This is a genomic window from Stenotrophomonas sp. WZN-1 (assembly GCF_002192255.1).
Lineage (GTDB): Bacteria > Pseudomonadota > Gammaproteobacteria > Xanthomonadales > Xanthomonadaceae > Stenotrophomonas.
Map to the genome: position 1 here is coordinate 3,618,549 of NZ_CP021768.1, position 25,906 is coordinate 3,644,454.

Consider the following 25,906-nt stretch of genomic DNA (forward strand, 5'->3'; position numbering starts at 1 on the left):
CCAACGATTACGTTGATCGATGCGATCAATCGTCGTTCTTGGACATGTCTTCGTCGGCGACCACTTCCGCGGCGGCCCACTCCAGCGCTTCGCGCTCGGCACGCTCACGCTCGGCCTTCTCGACTTCGTCGATCAGCGCGTTGTCGATCTTGCGGGCGGCGATTTCGCGCAGCGCCAGCACGGTCGGCTTGTCCTCGGTCTCGCTGTTGTCCAGCGTGGCCTGCACGCCGTTGGCGAGCTGGCGGGCACGCTTGGACGCCATCATGACCAGTTCGAAACGGTTGTTAACGACTTCCAGGCAATCTTCTACGGTGATGCGGGCCATACGGGCTCCCGGCGACCGGTCGGCCGCTCAGTCGAATGAGGGAAAGGGGACGGAGTGTACTGGCAGGGGCTGGACAAAATCAAGCCAACCCCTACCCGATTCTTTTGGAATCAGTCAGTTGCACCCGGATCGGGGGTCAGCAGGGCCTGGATCAGGCCGGCGTGGCGGACCTTCTGGGCCTCCCGGCGCAGGCGGCTGGCGGTGAAGATGGCGCACAGCTCGTCCACGGCGGTGTCGAACACCTCGTTGACGATGACGTAGTCGAACTCGTTGAAGTGCAGCATCTCGTCACGGGCCGCGCCCAGGCGCTGGGCGATGACGGCCTCGCTGTCCTGGCCGCGCTTGCGCATGCGGTCCTGCAGGGCCTGCTTGGACGGCGGCAGGATGAACACGGTGACCGTGCCCGGCACCAGCTGGCGCACCTGCTGCGCGCCCTGCCAGTCGATCTCCAGCAGCACGTCCTGGCCGGCGGCCAGCTGCGGTTCCACCGACTGGCGGGCGGTGCCCTTCCAGTCGCCGTGCACCCAGGCATGCTCGAAGAAGTCGCCGGCGGCGATCATTTCCTCGAACTTCTCCGCAGAGACGAAATGGTAGTGCTGGCCGTTCACCTCACCGGGGCGCATCGCGCGCGACGTGAAGGAGATCGACAGGGCGATCTGCGGGTCACGGGCCAGGGTGGCATTGACGATGCTGCTCTTGCCGGCGCCGGACGGGGCGGCAACGATGTACAGCGTGCCGCGCGCAACGGCGTCCGACGGCTTCGACGGGGCGCTCATGCGGCGGATCCAACGGGTTGATTTCGCAAAATTTTTCCTCGGTGTTCCAGATCCGGCGCGGAGGATCGCGCCAGGACGGCGGGGGCTGCGCGGAACATCCTGGAACCAGGCCCGGCAGACGCTTCCCCGGGGGCGGGCACGCAACTTTACCAGAGCGGCCCCGGTGCGCGCCCTCCCGGCAGGCGCCGGGCCTTGTGCCACATGGGCATCCGGGCGCCTGTGCTATAACCGGGCTGTACCCAACGACAGCCCGGAGGCCTGCGCCTCCCCGCCATCCCAGGAGAACGGCATGCCATCGATGAGCCGCCGCCAGTTCCTGAAAGTGACCGGGACAACCCTGGTCGGCTCCAGCCTGGCATTGATGGGCTTCGCGCCCGGCATCGCGCTCGCGGAGGTCAGGCAGTACAAGCTGACCCGCGCGACCGAGACCCGCAACACCTGTACGTACTGTTCGGTGGCCTGCGGCATCCTGATGTACAGCCTCGGCGACGGTGCCAAGAACGCCGAGCCGAGCATCTTCCATATCGAGGGCGACCCGGATCACCCGGTCAACCGCGGCACGCTGTGCCCGAAGGGTGCCGGCCTGGCCGACATCATCCACAGCAAGTCGCGCCTGCTCTACCCCGAGTACCGCGCACCGGGCTCCAACGAGTGGAAGCGGCTGAGCTGGGACGATGCGCTGGACCGCATCGCACGGCTGATGAAGGAAGACCGCGATGCCAACTTCGTGCAGAAGAACGAAGCCGGGCAGACGGTCAACCGCTGGCTGACCACCGGCATGCTGGCCGCCTCGGCCACCAGCAATGAAACCGCGGTGCTGACCCACAAGGTCGTCCGTTCCCTTGGCATGTTGGCATTCGACAACCAGGCACGTGTCTGACACGGCCCGACGGTGGCAGGTCTTGCCCCGACGCTAGGCCGTGGTGCGATGACGAATCACTGGGTCGACATCAAGAATGCCGACCTGATCCTGATCATGGGTGGCAATGCCGCCGAGGCACACCCGTGCGGGTTCAAATGGGTGACCGAGGCCAAGGCACACAACAAGGCCAGGCTGATCGTGGTCGATCCGCGCTTCAACCGCTCGGCCGCGGTGGCCGACGTGTACGCGCCGATCCGTACCGGCACCGACATCGTGTTCCTGGGCGGCCTGATCAACTACCTGTTGACCGAGGACCGCATCCAGCACGAGTACGTGCTGAACTACACCGACATGTCGTTCCTGGTGAAGGACGAGTTCGCCTTCAAGGACGGCCTGTATTCGGGCTACAACGAAGAGAAGCGCAGCTACGACCGTTCCAGCTGGGACTACGCGTACGGTGACGATGGCTTCGTGCGCAGCGACCCGACGCTGAAGGACCCGCGCTGCGTCTACGCCCTGCTCAAGCAGCACTACGCGCGCTACACCGTGGAGATGGTCGAGCGCATCTGCGGCACGCCGGCCGACAGCATCCGCCAGGTGTGGGAGATGATCGCGTCCACCGCCGGCAAGGACAAGGCGATGACCATCCTGTACGCGCTGGGCTGGACGCAGCACTCGGTGGGTGCGCAGAACGTGCGCGCCGGTACCATGGTGCAGCTGCTGCTGGGCAACATCGGCGTGGCCGGTGGTGGCATGAACGCGCTGCGCGGGCATTCCAACATCCAGGGCCTGACCGACATCGGCCTGATGTCGGACCTGCTGCCCGGCTACCTGACCCTGCCGAAACAGGACGAGCAGGACTACGACGCCTACATCGCCAAGCGCACGCAGAAGCCGCTGCGCGCCAACCAGATGTCGTTCTGGCAGAACTACCCGAAGTTCCACGTCAGCCTGATGAAGTCGTGGTGGGGCGACGCCGCCACCGCCGACAACAACTGGTGCTTCGACCACCTGCCCAAGCTCGACAAGCCGTACGACATGCTGCAGGCCTACGAGCTGATGAACGAAGGCAAGATCCACGGCTACATCTGCCAGGGCTTCAATCCGCTGGCCTCGGCGCCGAACAAGGGCAAGCTGATCAGTGCGTTCTCCAAGCTGAAGTTCATGGTCAGCATGGATCCGCTGGAAACCGAGACCATCGCCTTCTGGCAGAACCATGGTGCGCTGAACGACGTCGACCCGGGCACGATCCAGACCGAAGTATTCCGCCTGCCGACCACCTCCTTCGCCGAGGAGAACGGCGCGGTGGTGAACTCCTCGCGCTGGCTGCAGTGGCACTGGAAGGGGGCCAATCCGCCGGGTGAAGCGCGCAGCGACATCGAGATCATGTCCGAGCTTTTCCATCGCATCAAGGCGATGTACGAGAAGGACGGCGGTGCGTGGTGGGAGCCGGTGCGCGACTTGGCCTGGAAGTATTCCAACCCGGAACTGCCGACGCCGGAAGAACTGGCAATGGAATATAACGGCAAGGCGCTGGCCGATGTGTTCGATCCGAAGGACCCGACCAAGCTGGTGCGCAAGGCCGGCGAGCAGCTGGCCGCGTTCGGCGACCTGCGCGACGACGGCAGCACCTCCTCCGGCTGCTGGATCTACATCGGCGCCTGGGGCCCGACCGGCAACATGATGGCGCGGCGTGACAACAGCGACCCCACCGGCATCGGCAACACGCTGGGCTGGGCATGGGCGTGGCCGGCCAACCGCCGGGTGATGTACAACCGCGCCTCGTGCGACGTGGCCGGCCAGCCGTTCGATCCGCGCCGCACGCTGCTGGCCTGGAACGGCAAGAACTGGGGCAACGTGGACGTGCCGGACTTCAAGGCCGACGAAGATCCCGCCGGCGGGATGGGCCCGTTCATCATGAATCCGGAAGGCATCGCCCGCTTCTTCGCCAAGGCCGGCATGGCCGAGGGACCATTCCCGGAGCACTACGAGCCCTTCGATACCCCGCTGCGCAGCAATCCGCTCAGCCCGGGGCAGGCACTGACGCTGAACAACCCGGCGGCACGCGTGTTCGCCAGCGATCGCGCACAGATCGGCTCGCCGGACGAGTTCCCGCATGTGGCCACCACCTACCGCCTGACCGAGCATTTCCACTTCTGGACCAAGCACGGCAAGTTGAACGCCATCATCCAGCCCGAGCAGTTCGTCGAGATCGGCGCGGCCCTGGCCGATGAGCTGGGCATCACCAACGGCAGCCGCGTGCGGGTCAGTTCCAAGCGCGGCCACATCGAAGCGGTGGCGATGGTGACCAAGCGCATCAAGGCCCTGCAGATCGATGGCCGGACCGTGCACCAGGTGGGTGTGCCAATCCACTGGGGCTTCCTCGGTGCGGCCAAGCCCGGATACATCGCCAATACGCTGACCAACGCCATCGGTGACGGCAACTCGCAGACGCCCGAATCGAAGTGCATCCTGGTCAAGGTCGAGAAGGTGTAGGAGACACGCCATGTCACTGCAATCGCTGGACATCATCCGCCGCTCGGCCACCACCACGCCCTCGCCGGAGGCGCGTGGTGCGCACACTGGCCAGGTCGCCAAGCTGATCGATGTGAGCAAGTGCATCGGCTGCAAGGCCTGCCAGGTCGCTTGCATGGAATGGAACGACCTGCGCGACGAGGTCGGCAGCTGCGTCGGCAGCTATGACAACCCGCCCGACCTGAGCGAACAGTCGTGGACGGTGATGAAGTTCCGCGAGTACGAGGACGAGAAAGGCAAGCTGGAGTGGCTGATCCGCAAGGAAGGCTGCATGCACTGCAGCGACCCGGGCTGCCTGAAGGCCTGCCCGTCGCCGGGCGCGATCATCCAGTACGCCAACGGCATCGTCGACTTCCAGGAGGAGAACTGCATCGGCTGCGGCTACTGCGTGACCGGCTGCCCGTTCGACGTGCCGCGCATTTCCAAGAAGGACCACAAGGCCTACAAGTGCACGCTCTGTTCGGACCGGGTGGCGGTGGGCCAGGAACCGGCGTGCGTGAAGACCTGCCCGACCGGCGCGATCACCTTCGGCAGCAAGCAGGCGATGACCGAGCATGCCGCCGGGCGCGTGGAAGACCTGAAATCGCGTGGCTACGAGAATGCCGGCCTGTACGACCCGCAGGGCGTTGGCGGCACCCACGTGATGTACGTGCTGCAGCACGTGGACAAGCCGGAGCTGTACGCCGACCTGCCCAAGGACCCGCGCATCAGCCCGATGGTGGAAGTCTGGAAGGGCGTGGCCAAGCCGCTGGGCGTGCTTGCGATTGCCGCTACCGCCTTCGCCGGGTTCCTGCACTACATCGGCATCGGCCGCAACACGGTCAATGACGAGGAAGAAGAGGAAGCCGAGCACGAGGCGAAGGAGATCGAAGAGGAGCAGCGGCCATGAAGTACGCCCCGCACCCGCGGCAGATCGTGCGCTACCGCGCGCCGACCCGCATCAATCACTGGATCGTGGCGATCTGCTTCGTGCTGACGGCGCTGTCCGGGCTGGCGCTGTTCCACCCTGCCCTGTTCCCGTTGACGCAGCTGTTCGGTGGCGGCCCGTGGACACGCATCCTGCATCCGTTCATCGGCCTGGCCATGGTGGTGGGATTTGCGCTGCTGGCGTTCCGCATGTGGCGCGACAATCTGCCGACCGCCGACGATGGCAAGTGGATGCGCGGCATGCGCGATGTGCTGCGCAACGAAGACGAGAAGCTGCCGCCGGTGGGTCGCTTCAATGCCGGCCAGAAACTGCTGTTCTGGGCGATCATTGGTTGCCTGTCGGCGCTGTTGCTGACCGGCTTTGTGATCTGGCGGCAGTACTTCAGCCACTTCTTCCCGATCGGGGTGATCCGCTTCTCGGTCCTTGCCCATGCGCTGTTCGGCTGGGTGCTGGTGTGCGCGATCGTGGTGCACATCTACGCGGCGATCTGGATCAAGGGCTCGGTGCGGGCGATGACCCAGGGCAAGGTGACCTACGGGTGGGCGTACAAGCACCACCGGCAGTGGTTCCGGGACATCCTGCGCGGGCGGCGGGAACAGGGTTAGCGGCAGGGCCTGCGGCCCTGCACCCGCAGAATCAACGTCAACGTCAACGTCAAAAGCTGGCTATACGTGGGATGGCGGTGCACTGTGGATTTGCGGGGACGCCGTGAACCCGTCCCTGGGGGCTTGGCCGCGGCATCCATGCCGCGGACACCCCGCAAACCCACAGTGCCCCGCCTTCGACAGTTCCCCGGTGCTGTTGGTAGATGTCGACCTTGGTCGACACGATGAACATGACCCCAACCATTTCAAATGGCCGGCTGTGCGCTGGACGCCGGCGCCTACAACGGCGAGGATGGAGGCTGGTTCTTCTGGCTGGCCCTGCATGGCGCAACGCATCCTTGAACCCGGTGAGATCGAGACGCTGGCCTCGCGCGATGTTCCGCGCATCATCCTGCCCGATACCGAGTCGCTGTTCGCCGCTCGTGCGGACCGGCTGCGCAGCCTGGCCGCGCACAGCGCCATCGGCGGCTACCTGCAACTGCTGGCGGCGCTGGCAGATGCACAGCAGGCGCTGCTGGAGGACCTGACACCGCAGCAGCGCGAGGAACTTCAGGCGCAGGCGCGCGCGCAGCAGTCTAGTGCGGCGGCCAGTGCCGGCATGCCGTTGCGGCCGGCCAACACGCTTCATCTGGATGGGCGCTGGCGCGACTGGCTGCGCACGCTGTGCCGGCACTGCGCCGATGAAGCGGGGCTGCCGGCGGAAACGCGGCAGGAACTGCTGCGCGTGGCCGCCGCCAATGACACCTGGTTGGATGCGCAGGCCCACGCCGTGCTGGAACGCGATGACGCGCCCGCGGTCGACGCGGTCGCTGCGCTGCTGGTGATGAATGCATTGCAGGTGTACTGGGCCGTGCTCGCAGCCAGCTTCCGCTCCACCGAGCTGAAGCCGTTGGCCGATGCGCCAGGGCTGTGCCCGCTGTGCGGCACGTTGCCTGTGACCAGCGTAGTGCAGGCGCGCCCGCCCTATGCGTCCTACCGCTACCTGTCGTGCTCGCTGTGCGCCTGCCAATGGCACTTCGTGCGCGTTCAGTGCAGCCAGTGCGGTGCCGCCGGCAAGGACATCGCCTATCGCGCCCTGGCCGATGCCGACGGCGATACCGGCCATGCCGTGCGCGAGAGCGCGGTGCGTGCCGAGACCTGCGACCACTGCCACAGCTACCGCAAGATCCTGTATCTGGAAAAAGACCCATCATTGGAACCGGTGGCCGATGACCTCGGCACACTGGCGCTGGACCTGCTGCTGGGCGAGGAAGGCTACGCGCGTGCCAGCCAGAATCCACTGCTGTGGCAATCCGACAGCGACTGACCGATGCCACGCACGCCCCCCACCCCTGCATCGGCCGCCGCCCTGCCTTCGCTGGACAAGCTGCTGCGCCTGCCTGCCTTGGCAGCCCTGATCGAGGGCCACGGCCGTACCCGCATCACCCAGTTTTTGCGCGTACATCTGCAAGCGCTGCGTGAGCGCATCAGTACCGCGCAGCTCTCGACCGGACAGCTGCAGCAGGCCATTGAGGGTCCGGCTCTGGTCGAGGCGCTCGACGCCGCCCTTGCCGCCGATGCACGGCTGGACCTGCAGCCGATGTTCAACCTGACCGGCACCGTGCTGCATACCAACTTGGGCCGCGCACTGTTGCCCGATGCCGCCGTGCAGGCGGTCATCCGCGCAATGACCGCGCCGGTCGATCTGGAATTCGACATCACCCGCGGCCGCCGCGGCGATCGCGATGCCCGAGTGCAGGCGCTGGTCTGCGAACTGACCGGCGCTGAAGCCGCCACCGTGGTCAACAACAATGCGGCGGCGGTCCTGTTGCTGCTCAACAGCCTGGCCAACCGCCGCGAGGTGGTGGTGTCGCGCGGCGAACTGGTGGAGATCGGCGGTGCCTTCCGTATTCCCGATGTGATGCGCAGTGCCGGCGCGCGGCTGCTGGAAGTGGGCACTACCAATCGCACCCACCCGACCGATTTCACCCATGCCATCGGCACCCGCACCGCACTGCTGATGGAAGTGCATGCCAGCAACTACGCGATCACCGGCTTCACCGCCAAGGTCGACACGGCGGCAATGGCGGCCATCGCGCACGACCACGGCCTGCCGCTGGTGGTGGACCTGGGCAGCGGCAGCCTGTGCGACCTGGCGGCATTCGGCTTGCCACACGAGCCGACCGTGCAGGAAACACTGGCGGCCGGCGCCGACCTGGTCTCATTCAGCGGCGACAAGCTGCTGGGCGGGCCACAGGCTGGCATCATCGCCGGTCGCGCTGACCTGATCGCACGGATCAATCGCAACCCGCTCAAGCGCGCACTGCGCATGGACAAGATGGGCCTGGCCGCGCTGGAAGCGGTGCTGGCCCTGTACCGCGAACCGGAGTTGCTGGCGCAACGGCTGCCGACCCTGCGCACCCTGTCTCGCACGCAGGAGGACATGGATATGCAGGCTCACCGCCTGCTGCAACCGATGCGTTCCGCGCTCGCGGCCGACTACGATCTTGAACGGGCATCGATGCACAGCCAGATCGGCAGTGGTGCACAACCACAGGCGCAGCTGGCCAGTACCGGACTGCGCATTACCAGCGCGCGCCGTGGCGGCCTGGATCGTCTGGCCAAGCGCTTGCGTCAACTGCCGCGACCCGTACTGGGGCGCATCGCCGACGAGACGCTGTGGCTGGACCTGCGCTGCCTGGAACCTGCCGACGAAGCGGACTTCCTCGCCCAATGGAGCGCGCTGCAGGCATGATCGTCGGCACCGCCGGGCATATCGACCATGGCAAGACGAGCCTGGTGCGGGCACTGACTGGCATCGAAACCGATCGCCTGCAGGAAGAACGCGCGCGCGGCATCTCCATCGAGCTGGGTTACGCCTATGTTCCGGTGGAAGGAACGGGCGCGGATGCTTCTGCGACGCTGGGTTTCGTCGATGTGCCGGGCCATGAGCGCTTCGTACATACGATGGTGGCCGGCGCCACCGGCATCGATGTGGCGTTGCTGGTGATCGCCGCCGATGACGGTGTGATGCCGCAGACCCGCGAGCATCTTGCGATCCTGCAGCTGCTGGGCATCGACCGCGGCGCGGTGGCGCTGACCAAGATCGACCGGGTGGATGCCGCGCGCATCGCCCGGGTCGAAATCGAGATCGCTGCACTGCTGGCCGGCACGCCGCTGCAGGATTCCCGCGTATTCGCCTGCAACAGCATTTCAGCCGATGACGCAGGCATCAAGGCCTTGCGCGCCCACCTGCACGCATGGGCCGCGCGCGATGCCCACGCGCGCCGGACGGCGCTGCGCAGCGAGCTGTTCCGCATGCCGGTGGACCGCGTGTTCTCGTTGGCGGGCCACGGCACATTGGTGACCGGCGCGGTGCATGGCGGCGTCGCCACGGTGGGCGAGCACCTGCAACTGATGCCCGCCGCCACCGATGTCCGCGTGCGCAGCATCCACGCGCAGAACCAGCCCAGCGAACACGCCATGGCCGGGCAGCGCTGTGCGATGAACCTGGCCGCCATCGCCCGCGACGAGATTCATCGTGGCGACTGGATTGCCGACCCGCGCGCGCTGCTGGCCACCACCCGCATCGATGTGCGCCTTCGGCTGTCCGCACGAGCGGCACCACTGCGCGACTGGGCACCCCTGCACATCCACTGGGGCACGATGCACCGGCAGGCCCATGTGGTGCTGCTGGAGGACGACGATCACGGCAATGGGCAGCTCGTGCAGCTGGTGTTCGAGGCGCCGGTCTGTGCGATGTGTGGTGATCGCTTCATCGCCCGCGATTCCGCCGCCACCCACACGCTGGGCGGTGGCGTCGTGCTCGACCCGGACCCGCCACAGCGGCGCCGGCGCAGCCCGGCACGGCTCGCCTGGCTGGGGGCACTGCAGCGGCTTGCCGCGGGTGCGGGAATCGGCCCGCTGTTGCAGCAGGCTCCCTTCGGCATTGCCATGGCCGCGCTGCAACGCTACTGCCGGCGCGCCGCCGACCAGATCGATCTGCCTGCAGACGCACAACGTATCGTCACCAGCGATGACACGGTGATCATCCTCGCCTCGCACTGGCAGGCATTGCGCGAGCAGGTGATCACCTCGCTGCGTGGATGGCACGAGCGGCGCCCGGACGAACCCGGTGTCGACAGCGGACGCCTGCAGCGCAGCACCCTGCCGTCGCTTGCAGCGAGCCTCTGGAATGCGCTGCTGCAGGACCTGCTGACCGATGGCACGCTGCTACGCGCGGGTGCCTGGTGGCGCCTGCCCGGCCATGACCACGCACCACCGGAACGCGAACACCTCCTGCTGGAACGCGTGCTTCCGCAGCTGCACGCCGGTGGTTTCGATCCGCCGTGGGTGCGCACCCTGGCTGCCGATATCGGTCTGGCCGAGGAGGATATCCGCGCGGTCCTGCGCCGGGCCGCAGCCCGCGGCGATCTGTTCCAGGTGGTACCGGACCTGTTCTATGCACCGGCCCGCATCGCCGAGCTGGCCGCGATCATCGCGCAGCTGTCACAGGCCACCGGCACGGTGGATGCGGCGGCCTTCCGCGATGCCATCGGCCTGGGCCGCAAACGCAGCATCCAGATCTTGGAGTTCTTCAATCGCGTTGGCTACACTCGACGCGTCGGTGACCAACATCGGCCGCGCGGCGACCTGCAGTGGAGCGCAGCCCGCGACTGAGCCCACCGGTACCGCCGTACTTTCGGAAGGCATGCGCATCCGGGCATGCGGCTGGGCTTCAAACCCAGTAGGGGGCGTCGATCGTTCCCTGGTAGGTTCGACTCCTGCTGCCTTCCGCCATTCGTGTTTCCGCAGGAGATGTCGGCATGGCCACGCACGCGCAGTCCCCCGCTCCTTCCACGGCCGATGCCCCGCAACGACTGACCTCGCTGGCCCACGGTGGCGGCTGCGGCTGCAAGATCGCGCCCGGCGTGCTGTCCGAACTGCTGCGCGGCGTTCCAGCGCTTCCGGCACCGGCTGAGCTGCTGGTCGGCCGCGAGACCAGCGACGACGCAGCCGTGTATCGCCTCGATGACCGGCAGGCGATCGTCGCCACCACCGATTTCTTCATGCCGATCGTCGACGACCCGTTCGACTTCGGCCGCATTGCCGCCACCAACGCGCTGTCGGACCTGTACGCGATGGGCGCGCGCCCGCTGTTCGCACTGGCCATCGTCGGCATGCCGATCAACAGCCTGCCGCAGGACACCATCCGCGGCATCCTGCAGGGCGGCGAACGCGCCTGCGCCGATGCCGGTATCGTGGTGGCCGGCGGGCACAGCATCGATTCGGTGGAACCCATCTACGGCCTGGCCGCGATCGGTGTGCTCGATCCGCAGCGGCTCAAGCGCAATGCCGATGCCCGCGCCGGCGATGTGCTGGTGCTGGGCAAGCCGTTGGGCGTGGGCGTGTATTCGTCGGCGCTGAAGAAAGAAGTCCTGGATGCCGACGGCTACCGACAGATGATCGCGTCGACCACCCGCTTGAACAGCGTGGGCGTGCCACTGGCCGCACTGGACGGCGTGCACGCGATGACCGACGTCACCGGCTTCGGCCTGCTCGGCCACCTGCTGGAAGTGTGCCGCGCCAGCGGCGTCGCCGCCGAAGTGGACAGTGCACAGGTGCCGCTGCTGCCGCAGAGCCTGGACCTGCTGCAGCGTGGCTGCGTGACCGGTGCCTCCAGCCGCAACTGGGCCTCGTATGGCGCCGAAGTGCGCTTCGCCGAGGGCTTGGCCGCCCATTGGCAACCATTGCTGACCGATCCGCAGACCAGTGGCGGGCTGCTGGTGTCCTGTGCCCCGGAAGCGGTGGATGCGGTGCTGGCCTGCTTCCACGACGCCGGGTTCGGCCAGGCGGCCGTGGTGGGGCATTTGGGCGATGGAGCGGCGGGCGTCAACGTGCGCTGATGCGCTGAAACGACAAGGGCGCCCGAAGGCGCCCCTGCTGTATCGCTGGATGCAACATCACTCGATGTTCTGCACCTGTTCGCGGATCTGGTCGATCAGCACTTTCAGCTCCACCGCGGCATTGGACGTACGGCTGTCCACCGACTTCGACCCCAGCGTGTTGGCCTCGCGGTTGAACTCCTGCAGCAGGAAGTCCAGGCGGCGGCCGACCGGTTCGCGCTGCTTGAGCACGCGGCGGATCTCGACGATGTGGCTGCCGAGGCGGTCCAGCTCTTCATCCACGTCCAGCTTCTGCAGCCACAGCACCAGTTCCTGCTCAGCGCGGCCGGGGTCGACCGGGTGCGGCAGATCGGCCAGGCGTGCGGCCAGCTTGGCGCGCTGGCCGTCGCGAATGGCCGGAATCAAGGTGCGGACTTCGGTGGCGATGCGTTCGATGCCGTCCACACGCTCGCTGATGGCGGCCGACAACTTGCCGCCTTCGCGCTCACGGGCCTCGACGAAGCCGTCCAGCACCTGGTCCAGCAGGGCCAGTGCCTCGACCTGCAGGGCGGCGGCATCGGTGGCCTCGCCGCGGGTCACGCCCGGCAGCTGCAGCAGGTCGGTGAAGCTGACCTGCAGGTTGGGGAAATCGGAGGTCAGGCGGTGCGCCAGGCGGCCCAGCTGGCCCAGCAGGGCCTCGTCCACCTGCAGGTTGGCGGCCGCTTCCGGCGCGCGCAGGCGCATCACCAGATCCAGCTTGCCGCGGCTCAGGCGCGCGGCGATGCGCTCGCGCAGCTGCGGTTCGAGCGCCCGCAGTTCCTCGGGCAGGCGGGTGCCGACCTCCAGGAAGCGGTGGTTGACCGAGCGCAGCTCGCAGCCCAGCGTGCCCCACGGGGTAACCCGCTCGCCGCCGGCGTAGGCGGTCATGCTTCGAATCATGGATTGTGTCCGGTGCGTGCAAAGGGGGAATGGTACCCTAGCGCCCTCACCACAGCCCCCTTGCCCGCCCCGTGAAGGCTGCGGGCGTGGCGGCGTACTCCCACGCCATTACGGAACCCGCACCATGTCCGATTCCCGCCCCAGCGGCCGCCAGCCCGACCAGCTCCGCCCGGTCGTCATCCAACGCGGCTTCACCCGCCACGCCGAAGGTTCGGTGCTGGTGTGCTTCGGTGAAACCCGCGTGCTGTGCACCGCCAGCGTCGAGAACCGCGTGCCGGGCTTCCTGCGCGGCAAGGGCGAAGGCTGGGTGACCGCCGAGTACGGCATGCTGCCGCGCGCCACCCACACCCGCAGCGACCGCGAAGCCGCCCGTGGCAAGCAGGGCGGCCGCACGCTGGAGATCCAGCGCCTGATCGGCCGCAGCCTGCGTGCCTGCGTGGACCGCAACGCGCTGGGCGAGCGCACCATCACCCTCGACTGCGACGTGCTGCAGGCCGACGGTGGCACCCGCACCGCTGCCATCACCGGCGCCTACGTGGCCCTGGTCGATGCGGTGAACGTGCTGATGAAGCGTGGCGACATCAAGCGCAACCCGATCCTGGGCGCGGTGGCCGCCGTGTCCGTGGGCGTGTACCGCGGCACTCCGGTGCTGGACCTGGACTACGCCGAAGACAGCGACTGCGACACCGACATGAACGTGGTGATGAACGACGGCGGCGGTTTCATCGAACTGCAGGGCACCGCCGAAGGCCATGCCTTCCGTCGCGATGAACTGGACGCGCTGCTGGGCCTGGCCGAAAAGGGCGTGCGCGAGCTGCTGGACGCACAGCAGGCGGCGCTGTCGGCATGAACCGGCGCATCGCCCTGACCACCCTGGTGGTGGCCGACTACGACGAAGCCATCGCCTGGTACACCGGCAAGCTCGGCTTCGCGCTGCTGGAGGACATCGACCAGGGCCACAAGCGCTGGGTGGTGGTGGGCCCGACCGACGGCAGCGCCACCGCCCTGCTGCTGGCCCGTGCCAGCGATGAGGAACAGCGCAGCCGCATCGGCAACCAGACCGGTGGCCGCGTCGCTTTCTTCCTCAACACCGACGACTTCCACCGCGACCACGCGGCGATGCTGGCCGCCGGGGTCGAGTTCCTGGAAGCGCCGCGCGAAGAACCCTATGCAACGGTCGCGGTGTTCCGCGATCTGTATGGCAACACCTGGGACCTGCTGGAGCCCCGTCAATGAAGAAACTGGTACTGGCCAGCCACAACGCCGGCAAGCTGGTGGAGATGCAGGAGATTCTCGCCGACCTGCCGCTGCAGATCACCTCGGCCGCCGAGCTGGGCCTGGGCGACGTGGAAGAGACCGGCCTGACCTTCGTCGAGAACGCGCTGCTGAAGGCGCGCGCGGCCTGCGAAGCGACCGGCCTGCCGGCGCTGGCCGATGATTCGGGCCTGATCGTCGATGCCCTCGGCGGTGCACCGGGCCTGTACAGCGCGCGCTATGCCGGCCACCCGACCAACGCCGCAGCCAACAACGCGAAGCTGCTGGAGGCGATGGCCGACGTTCCCGATGGCCAGCGCGGCGCCCGCTTCTATGCGGTGATCGTGCTGCTGCGCCACGCCACGGACCCGCAGCCGCTGATCTGCGAGGGCCGCTGGGAAGGGCAGATCATCCGCGAACTGCGTGGCACCAATGGCTTCGGCTACAACCCGGTGTTCCTGGATACCACCCACGGCCTGACCGCCGCGGAGATGGAGCCGGCCCTGAAAAATGCCATCAGCCATCGTGCCCTCGCCCTGCAGCAGCTCAAGCAGCAGCTGGCCACCTGGCTTTGACGCCTTGCTGAATACCCCAGGGAAGCCGGCCAGCGGCCGGCACTACCGATGAAGCCCATGCCGCACGCCCACGACCACTGCAACCACCTGCCCGGCGAAACCTGCCCGGCGGATCACAACGCGGCGCCGCGCCTCGTACCGCCCCCGCTGTCGCTGTACGTGCACCTGCCGTGGTGCGTGCGCAAATGCCCGTACTGCGATTTCAATTCGCACCAGGCCAAGGGCGAACTGCCGTTCGATGCCTACATCGATGCGCTGCTGCGCGACCTCGACCAGGACCTGCCGCTGGTCTGGGGCCGGGTGGTGCACAGCGTGTTCTTCGGTGGCGGCACGCCCAGCCTGTTCCCGCCGGAAGCGATCGACCGCTTCCTGCAGCAGGCCAGCGCGCGCCTGCGCTTCGCGCCCAACGCCGAAATCACCCTGGAAACCAACCCGGGCACGGCCGAGCATGGCCGTTTCGACCGCTACCGCGCGGCCGGCGTGAACCGCCTCAGCTTCGGCATCCAGAGTTTCGACGACGCCATGCTCAAGCGCCTGGGCCGCATCCACGACAGTGGCGAAGCCGAGCGCGCGGTGAAGATGGCGCAGGACGCGGGCTACGACAACTTCAACATCGACCTGATGTACGCGCTGCCGGAACAGACCCTGGCCGGCGCAGAGGCCGATCTGGAGCGCGCCTTCGCACTGCAGCCTGCGCATATCTCGCACTACCAGTTGACCCTGGAACCGAACACGGTGTTCTTCGCGCGGCCGCCGCAGGGTATTCCCGATGAAGACAATGCCTGGGACATGCAGGAACACTGCCAGGCGCTGCTGGCACAGGCCGGCTTCGGCCAGTACGAGGTCAGCGCCTACGCGCGCCCCGGTCGGCAGAGCGCGCACAACCTGAACTACTGGCGTTTTGGCGACTACCTGGGCATCGGTGCCGGCGCACACGGCAAGATCAGCTCGGGCGCCGAGGAACACGTGCTGCGCCGCTGGAAGCTGAAGCATCCGCAGGCTTACCTGGACAGCGCCGGCACCCCGGCCTCGTTCGGGGGTGACGATGTGATCGCGCCCGAGCGCCTGCCGTTCGAGTACATGCTGAACCTGCTGCGCCTGCACGAAGGTTTCGGCCTGCGCGATTTCGAGTCGCGCACCGGGCTGCCGCGCAGCGTGCTCGACGCACCGCTGGCCGAGGCCGTTCAGCGCGGCTGGCTGGACGTGACGGATGGCCATGTGCTGCCAACCGAGCTGGGCCGCCGCTTCACCAACGATGTGGTGAGCCTGTTCCTGGAGGAGTGATCTTCCTGCCTCGCATCCGCCGGGCATGGCCCGGCGCTACCCAGCAGGCAAGCGCCCGGTAGCGCCGGGCCATGCCCGGCGAACAAGGTGCACGTTCACCCTAAAGTAGCGCCGACTGCGGCCGACACGGTAGATTCACAGGATCGATCCGCGGGAATCCGGGTACCGCTCGCCGATGTCAGCTGTCTTTTCCATCACCTCTGCCGACAAAGCCCGCCTGGCCGCCAGCGACCTGCCACCGCGGGTGCGTGAGCTGCTGGGTGCGTTGATCGGCCTGTGCCGGCAAACGCTGGCCGCGCCCCTGATCCTGACCGTCGAAGCGCTGGAGCAGACGCTGCTGCACGACGCCGACCGCGCACGCAATCCGATGCAGCAGGCGGACCTGATGGCCCAGCGTGGCCAGCTGCATGCGTTCGCCGGCCACTTCGCCGACCGCATGCTCGATGCCGTGGCCGAGGCGCTGGCGGGCCTGCGCGAGCCACCCACCGTCGCTGCGGCGAATACTTCTCCACCGCCGCTGCCGGGCATGCTCGGCCTGTCGCTGGTCGATGAGCATGAGGTGGATCGCGACCTGCTGCTGACCGAAATGATCCGGCGCGAGACGCTGCGCTCGACCAACACGCTGAACCTGCTGGGCCAGCGCCTGGGCGTGCTCGCTGCGGCGCCAGCCTTCGAGGCCGACACCCTGCCACTGGCACCGCAGGCCCTGTGCGCGATGGTGCGCCGGATCGCCGAACAGGACGCGCTCGGCGCGGAGGTGCAGCTTGCGCTGTACCGCAGCTTCGAGCGGCAGGTGCTGGAGCGCCTGGGCGATGTGCTGGACCGCGCCAACGCGCTGCTGGCCCAGCACGGCGTGCTGCCGGGGCTGGTCTACACCCCGTACCTGGCGCGCTCGTCGAGCACCCGGCGGATCCTCACCCAGTCGGTGGGCGGCGGCCGCGCAACCCAGCCTGCCAAGCGTGCCGCCGCGCCGTTGACCGGCTGGAACGGCTCTGCTCCCGCCGGGTCCTGGTCGAACCTGGTGCAGGACGCCTTCAACGATGCGGCCACCCCGGGTGCCGCAGCCCCGGGCGTGACCACGTCTACCGGCAGTGCGCTGCATGAACTGCTGCAACAGGCGCGCCACGCCACGGCGCCCCCCGCGGATGCCGCTGCCGTGCCCAGTGCGGCGGTCGATGCGGTCCTCGCGCGGCTGCAGGCCCAGTCCAGCGCGGCTACCGGCGTCGCCGACCTGCAGGCTGCGGTAGTCGCCCAGCTGCGCAGCGAGCACGGCGCGCAGGCCCAGCTGGGCAGCCACGACCGCGACAACCTCGACCTGCTGCGCATGCTGATGCAGCAGGTCCAGCAACAGCAGCGCCCCGACCCGGTACCGGCCGCCCTGCTGGCGCGCCTGCAGGTTCCACTGGCGCGTGCGGCGATGGCCGACCCTGGCTTCTTCGTACGCGACGAACACCCCGCACGCGAACTGCTCAACCAGATTGCCGAAGTCGGCGCCAACTGGCTGGGCGACGACGATGTGGACCCCCAGCTGCTGCAACGCATGGCGCAGAGCGTGCAGGCCCTGCTCGGCCAGGATGCGCGCTCGCCCGAAGCCTTCGCCACCGCCAACGAAGACGTGCAGCAGCACCAGCGCGCGGCGGCCCATCGCGCCGAACTGGCCGAGCGCCGCCACGTCGAGGCCGCGCGTGGCAAGGAACGGCTGGAACTGGCGCGTCGCCAGGCCAATGCACAGATCGACCAGTGCTGCGACGCACAGGAACCGCCGCGCTTCGTGCAGACCCTGCTGCGCCAGGCCTGGGCCGATGCACTCACCCTCACCCGCCTGCGCCATGGCGACGATTCACCGCAGTGGCAGGAGCGCCTGCACCAGACCGAGCGCATCGCCGCGGTGACCGCGCAGGCCGTCGACGCGCCCGGCGGTACCGATGCATCGCTGGCCAGCGATGTCGAGTCCGCGCTGGTGCAGGTCGGCTATCACGCCGAAGAAGCGGCCGCCGTTGCGCGCCGCCTGGCCACGCCCGGTGGCGAGGACGAAAGCACCTCGCGCACTGAACTCAGTGCCCGGCTGAAGGCGCGTGCACGGTTGGGCGAACATGCCGCCAGCGGCAGCGGCAATACCCCGCTCGCACCGCGCAGCAGCGCCGAAGAGGCCGCCTACCAGCAGCTGGCCACCCTGCCCTTCGGCAGCTGGTTCGACATCGACACCGGTGACGGCACCCTGCGCCGGCAGCGACTGTCCTGGTACAGCCTGCTGACCGGCCACGCGCTGTTCGTCAATCCGCGCGGGCAGAAGATCGCCGATACCGACCTCGATACGCTGGCCCGGCAGATCAGCGCCGGGCGCGCGCAGCTGGTCACCGAAGACAAGGGCCGGCTGGTCGATCGCGCGTGGCAGGCCAGCCTCGGCGCGCTGCGTGCGCTGGCCGGCGGCCGTTCCAAGGAGACGTCCGCTTGAACACGCAACCGCCGCAGGACACCCGCCGCGCGCCGCGCCGCCAGGTCTCGGACCTGGTGCCGGTCACCGACCAGATGCGCGAAAGCGTGGTGGGCCGGCTCGGCAATGTCTCCGAGACCGGCATGCTGATGCTGGCCAGCACGCCGCTACGCGAGGATGCGCTGTACCAGTTCCGCTTCCCGTTGCCGATGGGCGACGGCCGCCACGAGGCCATCGACGTGGGCGTGCACCTGCTGTGGAGCGAACCGGCGCATGCGCCGGGCCAGAGCTGGACCGGCTTCCGTTTCCTCACCCTGTCGCGCGAGCATCGGCAGCTGCTGCGCCAGTGGGTAGGCGAAGACAGCGACGAGGGGCCGGTTTCGACGGCCTGAGTGCCGGTTCCAGCACAGCGGTTTTTCCCGGTATGCGGCAGAATCTAGGGCCGTTTTCCGTGTCGAGCCACCGCAATGATCCAGCAAGACCCCGGCGCCCTGTATCCCGACCACCTGGCCGTGCTGTGCCGACGTGCCGAACAGGCGCTGGCCCGCGGCGGCTTCGATCACCTGGTGGTGCCCAGTGGCACCCTGCACTACCAGGTGTTCGATGATCGCGACTACCCGTACGCGGTCAATCCGCAGTTCAAGGCCTGGCTGCCGCTGACCCGCGTATCCAACAGCTGGATCGTGTTCACCCCCGGCAGGCGCCCCGCGGTGATCTTCCACCAGCCCTTCGACTACTGGCACGTGGTGCCGGATGCGCCGAGCGGCTGGTGGGTGGACCACTTCGACATCCACATCATCCGCAAGCCCGAAGAAGCACTGGCCCTGCTGCCGGCCGATCCGTCGCGCTGCGCGATCCTCGGCGAGCCGCAGAGCGCGCTGGGCAACTACGTGCCGAACAACCCGGCGGCGGTAGTGAACTACCTGGAATGGCACCGCGGCAGCAAGACGCCGTATGAAATCGCGCTGATGCGCCAGGCGCAGGTGCTGGGCGTGCGCGGCCACCGCGCCGCCGAGGCCGCATTCCGCAACGGCGCCGACGAATTCAGCATCCACATGGCGTACTGCCAGGCGGTCGGCCAGGATGCCAACGAGCTGCCCTACGGCAACATCGTGGCGCTGAATGAACATGCCGCCGTGCTGCATTACACCGAGCTGGGCCGCAAGGCACCGCAGCCGCTGCGCAGCTTCCTGATCGATGCCGGCGCCAGCGCGCACGGCTATGCCAGCGACATCACCCGCACCTACGCCGCGCAGGGCCACGACGAATTCGCCGCGATGATCGCCGCCGTCGATGCGGCCCAGAAGCAGATGTGCGCAGCCGTGCGCCCGGGCTTCGACTACAAGCAGCTGCACGTGGACGCACATCTTTCGCTGATGGGCGTGCTGAAGGACTTCGGCGTGATCAAGGTCTCGCCGCAGACCGCGCTGGAAACCGGCGTCAGTGCCGCATTCTTCCCGCACGGCATCGGCCACCTGATCGGCCTGCAGGTGCACGACGTGGCGGGTTTCGCAGCCAGCGACGAGGGTGGCCGCATCGAGCGCCCGGCGGGCCATCCGTACCTGCGCCTGACCCGCGTACTGGAACCGGGCATGGTGGTGACCATCGAACCCGGCCTATACTTCATCGACATGCTGTTGAACGAAGTGAAGGACGCCAGCCATGGCGATGCGATCAACTGGGAGCGCGTGGACTTCTTCCGTCCGTATGGCGGCATCCGCATCGAAGACGAAGTGCTGTGCACCGAGGGCGAAGCGGACAACCTGACGCGGCCGGAGTTTGCGGCGGCGAACGGCTGAGCCCCTCGTGGTTTGACGCGTAGAGCAAAAGCCGCGCTTGGCCGGGCGGGTGGGCCATGCAGGGGACGCTGCAAGTACGTCCCTGTAAGCTCGATGGCGCCATCCATGGCGCCAACGCCCCTGCATGGCCCACCCGCACCGCCTTTGACAGTTTCCTGCGCGCGTCCAACCACGGAAAAGAAAAAAGAAAAGCAAAAGCGGGTCGCTTTCTGCGCTCGCTCTGTGTCGACCAAGGTCGACACCTACCAATCGTCGTTCGTTCCAACAACCGCAATTGCCAGTGGATCCACGCCATGCGTGGATGATTCATTCGATATCTGACAGATGTGCCGACCAACGGTCGGCACCCACCAACAGCCGCAGGAATCTGTCAGAGGTGGGGCGGTGTGGGTGGGCAGGACCGTTGGCGCCATGGATGGCGCCATCGAGCCCCCATGGATGGGTTTACGGCGTGTCCTGACCACCCACACCGCCCCGCCATCCCACGGAATGCGCGCTGTTGCTGTTGCTGTTGCCTCTGCGGGTGCAGGGCTGCAAGCCCTGCAGAACAACCCCTTACCCCGCCATCACCGCTTCGATCTCGTCGGCGCTGCGCGCCAGGCCTTCGGTCAGTACGCGATGGCCATCATCGGTGATCAGCACGTCATCCTCGGTGCGGATGCCGATACCGCGCCAGCGCGGTTCCACCGTCGTGTCGTCCACGCCGATGTACAGCCCCGGCTCGATGGTGAACGCCATGCCCGGCTCCAGCAGGCGCGAATCGCCCGCCAGGCGGTAATCGCCCACATCGTGCACGTCCAGCCCGATCCAGTGCCCGGTCTTGTGCCGGTAGAAACGCTGGTACAGGCCCTCGGACAGGTTCTTTTCCAGCGTGCCCTTCAGCAGGCCCAGCCGCAACAGGCCTTCGGTCAGGGTCTGCACCGCCGCCAGGTGACCCATCTCGTAGGCCACGCCCGGCTTGGCCTGGGCCAGTGCCGCGGCCTGCGCATCACCGACCAGGTCGTGCAGTGCACGCTGCTCGGCACTGAAGCGACCGTTCACCGGGAAGGTGCGGGTGATGTCGCTGGCATAGCCGCGATATTCGGCACCGGCGTCGATCAGCACCAGTTCGCCGTCGCGCGAACGTGCGTTGTTGTCGCGGTAATGCAGGATGCAGCCATTACGGCCCGCACCGACGATGCTGCAATACGCCGGCACGGCGTCGTTGGCGCGGAACACGCGTTCCAGCTCCGCCTGCAGTTCGTACTCGTGGATGCCGGCCCTGGCTGCCTTCATCGCGGCCAGATGCGCACGCACGCTGATCTGCGCGGCGTGGTGCATCAACGCCACTTCGGCGCCGGACTTGAACAGGCGCTGCTCATGCAGCAGGTGGCCCAGCTCCAGGAACTCATGCGGCGGCTGCGCGCCGTGGCGCACCTGCGAGCGAACGCGGTTGACCCAGCCGATCAGCTTCAGGTCGAAGTCGGCATCGCGGCCGAAGTGGTAATAGACGCGCGAACGCCCTTCCAGCAGGCCCGGCAGGATCTCGTCCAGATCATCGATCGGATAGGCATCATCCATGCCGAACTGCGATACAGCGCCCTCCTGACCGGCACGGCTGCCGTCCCAGGCCTCGCGCTCGGCATCGCGCTCGCGGCAGAACAGGATGGCTTCGCCGTGGCGTCGCCCCGGGATCAGCACCAGCACTGCTTCCGGCTCGGGGAAGCCGCTCAGGTACTGGAAGTCCGAATCCTGCCGAAACGGGTAATGGGTATCGAGGCTGCGCACCTTCTCGGCCGCGGCCGGCAGCACCAGGATCGCGTCCTCGCCGGCCATGTCCATCAGCTGGCGGCGCCGACGCTTGTATTCGCCGGCCGCGATGCCGGTGCGCTGCTTGATGTCCATCAGTTCAGGCGCTGCCGATGGCGCGAGGCCAGCACCACGTCACCGTGCAGCAGCAGAACCGCCACGCGGATGAATTCCTCGATCTCCGACAGGGCTTCGTCATCGTCATCGCCGCCGGCCTCGAAATCCTCGCTGGAGGCACGGGCCAGGCTGGCCATGTCGGTCAGCGCTTCTTCGCCCTCTTCGGACAGGGTCGGGCGGCGGCCGCCGCTGCCCAGGCCGAAACCGCCCAGGAACGAGCGGGTCCAGCTGAACATGGCATCGGCCTGCGCGGACACGTCGTCGCCGTCGGTCAGCAGCAGTTCGAAGGCGAAGTCGCGGTCTTCCAGCTGCTTGATGGTCACCTGCAGCAGCTGCCCTAGCACGCTGTCGGCGGCCACCGGCGGCAGGTTGTCGTCGGCCAGCACGCGCGCCGGCCAGTCGTTGCCGGGGGCGCCGCCGGCGGCCAGCCAGCCACACAGCGCGCCGTGCAGCTCGGCAGCGGTGGCGCCCAGGCCCAGTTCCTGGCTGGCGCGGGTAACGTCGTCGACGGAGGGAAGTTCGGTCATCGTGCGGCTCGTTCGGAAAGGAAACCCGGGCCGCGCACGCGCGCGCCCGTGAGACCCCGTAGTGTAGCAACCCCACGGCATCCTCTCTGCGGCCGTCAGGCCTTGCTGCGACAACGCTTGACCGCCCTGACCCGGCTTGCCTATCGTGCCTGCATGGAACCCGCCGATCCCCTTGCCCAGCTGCAGGACTTCGCCGCCCGCGTGGAAGCGTTGCTTGAACGCAACCAGCGCCTGGCCGAGGAGAACCGCAGCCTGCGCCACCAGCAGGAACAGCTGGTGGCCGAGCGTTCCACGCTGCTGGCCAAGAACGAGCAGGCACGCTCGCGGGTGGAAGCAATGATCAGCCGGCTCAAATCCCTGGAGCAGCACACATGAGCGCCGAACCGGTCAGTGTCCGCATCCTCGATCGTGAATACACCGTGGGTGTCGGCGGCGATGAACGCGACAGCCTGATGGCCGCCGCGCGCCTGCTCGATGCACGCATGCGCGAAATCCGCGGCAGCAACCGCATGGCCGCCGTCGACCGCGTCGCCGTGCTGGCCGCGCTGAACCTGGCCCATGAACTGCAGCTGCTGCGCGACGAGAACGCCCGCCAGGCCGTGGCCCTGCAGCAGACGCTGGCCGACCTGAACCGGCGCCTGGACCGCGCGATCGACAGCACCCCATAGAAGAGGGGACGGAGGGGATCAAGGCGCATTCGCCCCTTCCGTGCCGGAAACGTCTTGATTCCCTCCGTCCCCTTTTCGCGTATCTGAATTGGCACGGACTGTTGCCGACGAACGGCCTATCCAGATCCTGCGCGCTGGCTATAATGGCCACGCGTTCTCTGCGGTACTCGACGGCATGTGCAAACATTCGCCTTGTCCCTTAAGAACGACACCGGGAGCGCGACAGCGCCGGGAGTGCAGGTCCGCCTTGTAGCGGGAAGCCCGATGGTTCTCCAGCGTTCCCACTTGAGCCCCCGGGTTCAAGGTCGTTTCGCATGCATCGACATTGCGGAGAATGCAATATTCCAGCAAGGGCGGCGTCTTCGGGCGTCGCCCTTGTTCTTTCCGGCACAATGGCGGCTGATCCTTGCCGCACGCTGCCATGACCGACACGCGCCAGGCCCTGCGCCACGACCTGCGGCAACGCCGCCGCGACCTTTCCGCCGCTGAGCGCATCGCCGCCGCCGAATCGCTTGCCGATGCCCTGCTGGCCCTGCCGTTCGCCCCGCGCGAAGGCGCGGTGGCCGGCTACTGGGCGCTGGATGGCGAAATCGCCCTGCACCGCTGGCAACTGCAGCTACCCGAAGGACTCACCTACTGCCTGCCGGTGCTGGCCGGCGACGTGCTGCGCTTCGCGCCGTGGCGGCCCGGGCAGCCGCTGACCAGCAACCGCTACGGCATTCCCGAGCCGGACGTGGCGATGGAAGACACCCTGGAACCGGCGCAGATGACGCTGGTGGTGACCCCACTGGTGGGCTTCGACACACAGTGCCGGCGGCTGGGCATGGGGGGCGGCTGGTATGATCGCAGCTTCGCCTTCCGCCACGACCGGCCGGCGCCGCCCTGGCTGGTCGGTGCTGCGTTCGCGGTGCAGCAGGTCGAGTCCTTGCCGGTGGCGTCGTGGGACGTGCCGGTGGATGCGATCTGCACCGAAGACGGCACCCTGTTCCCCTCCGCTGCCCCCGTGAACGCATGACCGCCCGCAAGCGCTACTGGCTGATGAAGTCCGAACCGGACGCCTTCTCCATCGATGACCTGGCCAAGGTCAAGGTCGAACCCTGGAACGGGGTGCGCAACTACCAGGCGCGCAACTTCATGCGCGATGGCATGCAGGTCGGCGACGGCATCCTGTTCTACCACTCCAATACCAAGGTGCCCGGCATCGTCGGCCTGGCCACGGTGGCCAGCCCGGCCTATCCGGACGACACCCAGTTTGATCCCGAATCCGACTACCACGACCCCAAGAGCACGCGCGAGAACCCGCGCTGGATGCTGGTGGACGTGGGCTTCGACCGCAAGCTCAAGCAGGTGATCGCGCTGGACGAGATCAAGCTGCACGCCGAAGCGCTCGGTGAAGGCTTCCCGCTGGTTGCCAAGGGCAACCGCCTGTCGGTGTTCCCGGTGACCGCCGCGCAGTGGAAGCTGCTGCTGTCGCTGGAAAAGAAATCCTGATTCCCTGCCTGAGAGTTCTCCCATGTCCGAAGCCAAGCGCCTGGCCGCCGAGAAAGCCATCGAGTACGTTGAAGACGGCATGATCGTCGGTGTCGGCACCGGTTCCACCGTGGCCTATTTCATCGATGCCCTGGCCCGCATCCAGCACCGCATCAAGGGTGCCGTGTCCAGCTCCGAGCAGAGCACCGCGCGCCTGAAGCAACACGGCATCGAAGTGATCGAGCTGAACCACAGCGGCAACCTGTCTCTGTACGTGGACGGCGCCGATGAGTGCGACGCCAACAAGTGCCTGATCAAGGGCGGCGGTGCCGCGCTGACCCGCGAGAAGATCATCGCCGAGGCCAGCGAGCGCTTCATCTGCATCGTCGACCCGAGCAAGCAAGTGCCGGTGCTGGGCAAGTTCCCGCTGCCGGTGGAAGTGATCCCGATGGCGCGCAGCCTGGTCGCCCGCCAGATCCGCGACATGACCGGCGGCCAGCCGACCTGGCGCGAAGGCGTGGTCACCGACAACGGCAACCAGATCCTGGATATCCACAACCTGCAGATCACCGATCCGGAAAAGCTGGAACGCGAGCTCAACCAGCTGCCGGGCGTGGTCTGCGTCGGCCTGTTCGCGCGCCGTCGCGCCGACGTGGTGATCGTCGGCGGCGAGCCGCCGATCGTGCTCTGACCCTTCCGAAGGATCCTGACGATGTCGCTGTTGCGTTCGCTGCTGATGCTTCCGCTGCTGGCCCTGGCCGGCTGTGCCACCGACGCGGCCCGTCATTGGGTCGAGCTGGATGGCGCCCGCTACCAGGTGGAGCTGGCCACCAACGATGAAACCCGCGCGCGCGGGCTGATGTTCCGCGATCAGATGTCGGCCGACCACGGCATGCTGTTCATCCACGACCGCGAAGAAATGCAGGCGTACTGGATGAAGAACACCAAGATCGCGCTGGACATCCTGTACTTCGACAGCCAGCGCAAGCTGGTCAGCCAGCAGCGCGATGTGCCGCCGTGCTCGGCCGGCGACATGTGCCCGCCCTATCCCAGCGGCGGCCCGGCGCGCTACGTGCTGGAGCTCAACGCTGGCCAGGCCGAGAAGCTGCAGCTGAAGGATGGCACGGAGCTGAAGCTCGGCCCGGGCATCGAGTAG

The 25,906-nt window shown here is 67.5% G+C and carries 25 protein-coding genes, 1 tRNA gene and 1 other RNA gene; 22 read left to right on the top strand and 5 right to left on the bottom strand.

The features are described from left to right. Positions 1 to 25 precede the first annotated feature (25 nt). Positions 26 to 325, bottom strand: a complete 300-nt coding sequence (rpoZ, locus tag CCR98_RS16925; RefSeq protein ID WP_005410877.1) for a DNA-directed RNA polymerase subunit omega — start codon at positions 323 to 325, stop codon at positions 26 to 28. Between the two features lie 110 nt (positions 326 to 435). Beyond that, entirely contained in the window at positions 436 to 1,101 is a 666-nt protein-coding gene (gene gmk, locus CCR98_RS16930; RefSeq protein WP_014038334.1) for a guanylate kinase, read from the bottom strand. A gap of 289 nt (positions 1,102 to 1,390) precedes the next feature. Between gmk and fdnG the strand changes: the two genes are divergently transcribed. From fdnG to selD, 8 genes are all read left to right on the top strand, one after another. Next, positions 1,391 to 4,459 (top strand): formate dehydrogenase-N subunit alpha, encoded by a 3,069-nt coding sequence (fdnG, locus tag CCR98_RS16940; RefSeq protein ID WP_157721543.1) that lies wholly within the window; start codon positions 1,391 to 1,393, stop codon positions 4,457 to 4,459. A gap of 10 nt (positions 4,460 to 4,469) precedes the next feature. Next, a complete protein-coding gene (gene fdxH, locus CCR98_RS16945) occupies positions 4,470 to 5,387 on the top strand; it encodes a formate dehydrogenase subunit beta (protein WP_087923513.1) in 918 nt (305 codons plus the stop codon). Continuing rightward, a complete protein-coding gene (locus tag CCR98_RS16950) occupies positions 5,384 to 6,031 on the top strand; it encodes a formate dehydrogenase subunit gamma (RefSeq protein WP_087923514.1) in 648 nt (215 codons plus the stop codon). The genes fdxH and CCR98_RS16950 overlap by 4 nt, the downstream gene beginning before the upstream one ends. 322 nt (positions 6,032 to 6,353) lie before the next feature. Next, complete coding sequence (gene fdhE, locus CCR98_RS16955; protein ID WP_087923515.1) at positions 6,354 to 7,337, top strand: formate dehydrogenase accessory protein FdhE; 984 nt, start codon at positions 6,354 to 6,356, stop codon at positions 7,335 to 7,337. Positions 7,338 to 7,340: 3 nt separating this feature from the next. After that, positions 7,341 to 8,765, top strand: a complete 1,425-nt coding sequence (selA, locus tag CCR98_RS16960) for an L-seryl-tRNA(Sec) selenium transferase (RefSeq protein ID WP_087923516.1) — start codon at positions 7,341 to 7,343, stop codon at positions 8,763 to 8,765. Further along, complete coding sequence (gene selB, locus CCR98_RS16965) at positions 8,762 to 10,690, top strand: selenocysteine-specific translation elongation factor (protein WP_087924217.1); 1,929 nt, start codon at positions 8,762 to 8,764, stop codon at positions 10,688 to 10,690. Before selA ends, selB begins: the two co-directional genes overlap by 4 nt. Before the next feature lie 24 nt (positions 10,691 to 10,714). Continuing rightward, a tRNA-Sec gene (locus CCR98_RS16970) sits at positions 10,715 to 10,810 on the top strand. Between the two features lie 26 nt (positions 10,811 to 10,836). After that, on the top strand, positions 10,837 to 11,916 hold the full coding sequence (gene selD / locus CCR98_RS16975; RefSeq protein ID WP_087923517.1) for a selenide, water dikinase SelD: 1,080 nt from the start codon (positions 10,837 to 10,839) through the stop codon (positions 11,914 to 11,916). A 57-nt stretch (positions 11,917 to 11,973) separates the two neighbouring features. Here the strand turns inward: selD and CCR98_RS16980 are convergent, their stop codons facing one another. After that, positions 11,974 to 12,834, bottom strand: a complete 861-nt coding sequence (locus tag CCR98_RS16980) for a YicC/YloC family endoribonuclease (protein WP_019661992.1) — start codon at positions 12,832 to 12,834, stop codon at positions 11,974 to 11,976. 124 nt (positions 12,835 to 12,958) lie between these two features. On the opposite strand from CCR98_RS16980, the gene rph reads away from it, so the two are divergent. The 7 genes from rph to pepQ all read left to right on the top strand — a co-directional run bounded on the left by rph (position 12,959) and on the right by pepQ (position 20,180). Beyond that, the gene (rph, locus tag CCR98_RS16985; RefSeq protein ID WP_012512000.1) at positions 12,959 to 13,684 is read left to right on the top strand and encodes a ribonuclease PH; all 726 of its coding nucleotides are present in this window, start codon (positions 12,959 to 12,961) and stop codon (positions 13,682 to 13,684) included. Further along, complete coding sequence (locus CCR98_RS16990) at positions 13,681 to 14,070, top strand: VOC family protein (protein WP_087923518.1); 390 nt, start codon at positions 13,681 to 13,683, stop codon at positions 14,068 to 14,070. Before rph ends, CCR98_RS16990 begins: the two co-directional genes overlap by 4 nt. Further along, positions 14,067 to 14,663, top strand: coding sequence for an RdgB/HAM1 family non-canonical purine NTP pyrophosphatase (gene rdgB / locus CCR98_RS16995; protein WP_087923519.1), 597 nt, complete (start codon positions 14,067 to 14,069; stop codon positions 14,661 to 14,663). Before CCR98_RS16990 ends, rdgB begins: the two co-directional genes overlap by 4 nt. 57 nt (positions 14,664 to 14,720) lie before the next feature. Then, positions 14,721 to 15,947, top strand: coding sequence for a radical SAM family heme chaperone HemW (gene hemW, locus CCR98_RS17000; RefSeq protein WP_087924218.1), 1,227 nt, complete (start codon positions 14,721 to 14,723; stop codon positions 15,945 to 15,947). Between the two features lie 175 nt (positions 15,948 to 16,122). Continuing rightward, entirely contained in the window at positions 16,123 to 18,402 is a 2,280-nt protein-coding gene (locus CCR98_RS17005; RefSeq protein WP_087923520.1) for a DUF1631 family protein, read from the top strand. Beyond that, on the top strand, positions 18,399 to 18,773 hold the full coding sequence (locus CCR98_RS17010) for a PilZ domain-containing protein (RefSeq protein ID WP_014038349.1): 375 nt from the start codon (positions 18,399 to 18,401) through the stop codon (positions 18,771 to 18,773). Before CCR98_RS17005 ends, CCR98_RS17010 begins: the two co-directional genes overlap by 4 nt. A gap of 75 nt (positions 18,774 to 18,848) precedes the next feature. Further along, the gene (gene pepQ / locus CCR98_RS17015) at positions 18,849 to 20,180 is read left to right on the top strand and encodes a Xaa-Pro dipeptidase (protein ID WP_087923521.1); all 1,332 of its coding nucleotides are present in this window, start codon (positions 18,849 to 18,851) and stop codon (positions 20,178 to 20,180) included. Between the two features lie 555 nt (positions 20,181 to 20,735). Here the strand turns inward: pepQ and CCR98_RS17020 are convergent. Both CCR98_RS17020 and CCR98_RS17025 read right to left on the bottom strand, forming a co-directional pair. Next, entirely contained in the window at positions 20,736 to 22,058 is a 1,323-nt protein-coding gene (locus CCR98_RS17020; RefSeq protein ID WP_087924219.1) for an aminopeptidase P N-terminal domain-containing protein, read from the bottom strand. 5 nt (positions 22,059 to 22,063) lie between these two features. Continuing rightward, positions 22,064 to 22,612, bottom strand: coding sequence for a YecA family protein (locus tag CCR98_RS17025; RefSeq protein ID WP_032128368.1), 549 nt, complete (start codon positions 22,610 to 22,612; stop codon positions 22,064 to 22,066). A gap of 153 nt (positions 22,613 to 22,765) precedes the next feature. Here CCR98_RS17025 and CCR98_RS17030 point away from each other — a divergent pair, with 153 nt between their 5' ends. The 7 genes from CCR98_RS17030 to CCR98_RS17060 all read left to right on the top strand — a co-directional run bounded on the left by CCR98_RS17030 (position 22,766) and on the right by CCR98_RS17060 (position 25,906). After that, entirely contained in the window at positions 22,766 to 22,987 is a 222-nt protein-coding gene (locus CCR98_RS17030) for a TIGR02449 family protein (RefSeq protein ID WP_005410898.1), read from the top strand. Beyond that, the gene (locus CCR98_RS17035) at positions 22,984 to 23,280 is read left to right on the top strand and encodes a cell division protein ZapA (protein ID WP_087923522.1); all 297 of its coding nucleotides are present in this window, start codon (positions 22,984 to 22,986) and stop codon (positions 23,278 to 23,280) included. Before CCR98_RS17030 ends, CCR98_RS17035 begins: the two co-directional genes overlap by 4 nt. A gap of 152 nt (positions 23,281 to 23,432) precedes the next feature. After that, positions 23,433 to 23,618: non-coding RNA, 6S RNA (gene ssrS, locus CCR98_RS17040), on the top strand. Between the two features lie 83 nt (positions 23,619 to 23,701). Beyond that, positions 23,702 to 24,295, top strand: a complete 594-nt coding sequence (locus tag CCR98_RS17045) for a 5-formyltetrahydrofolate cyclo-ligase (RefSeq protein ID WP_087923523.1) — start codon at positions 23,702 to 23,704, stop codon at positions 24,293 to 24,295. Next, the gene (locus tag CCR98_RS17050; RefSeq protein WP_087923524.1) at positions 24,292 to 24,771 is read left to right on the top strand and encodes an EVE domain-containing protein; all 480 of its coding nucleotides are present in this window, start codon (positions 24,292 to 24,294) and stop codon (positions 24,769 to 24,771) included. Before CCR98_RS17045 ends, CCR98_RS17050 begins: the two co-directional genes overlap by 4 nt. A 22-nt stretch (positions 24,772 to 24,793) precedes the next feature. Beyond that, positions 24,794 to 25,441 carry a ribose-5-phosphate isomerase RpiA gene (gene rpiA / locus CCR98_RS17055; RefSeq protein WP_014038355.1) on the top strand — a complete coding sequence of 216 codons (648 nt, stop codon included), beginning with the start codon at positions 24,794 to 24,796 and terminating at the stop codon, positions 25,439 to 25,441. A gap of 21 nt (positions 25,442 to 25,462) precedes the next feature. Next, on the top strand, positions 25,463 to 25,906 hold the full coding sequence (locus tag CCR98_RS17060; RefSeq protein WP_087923525.1) for a DUF192 domain-containing protein: 444 nt from the start codon (positions 25,463 to 25,465) through the stop codon (positions 25,904 to 25,906).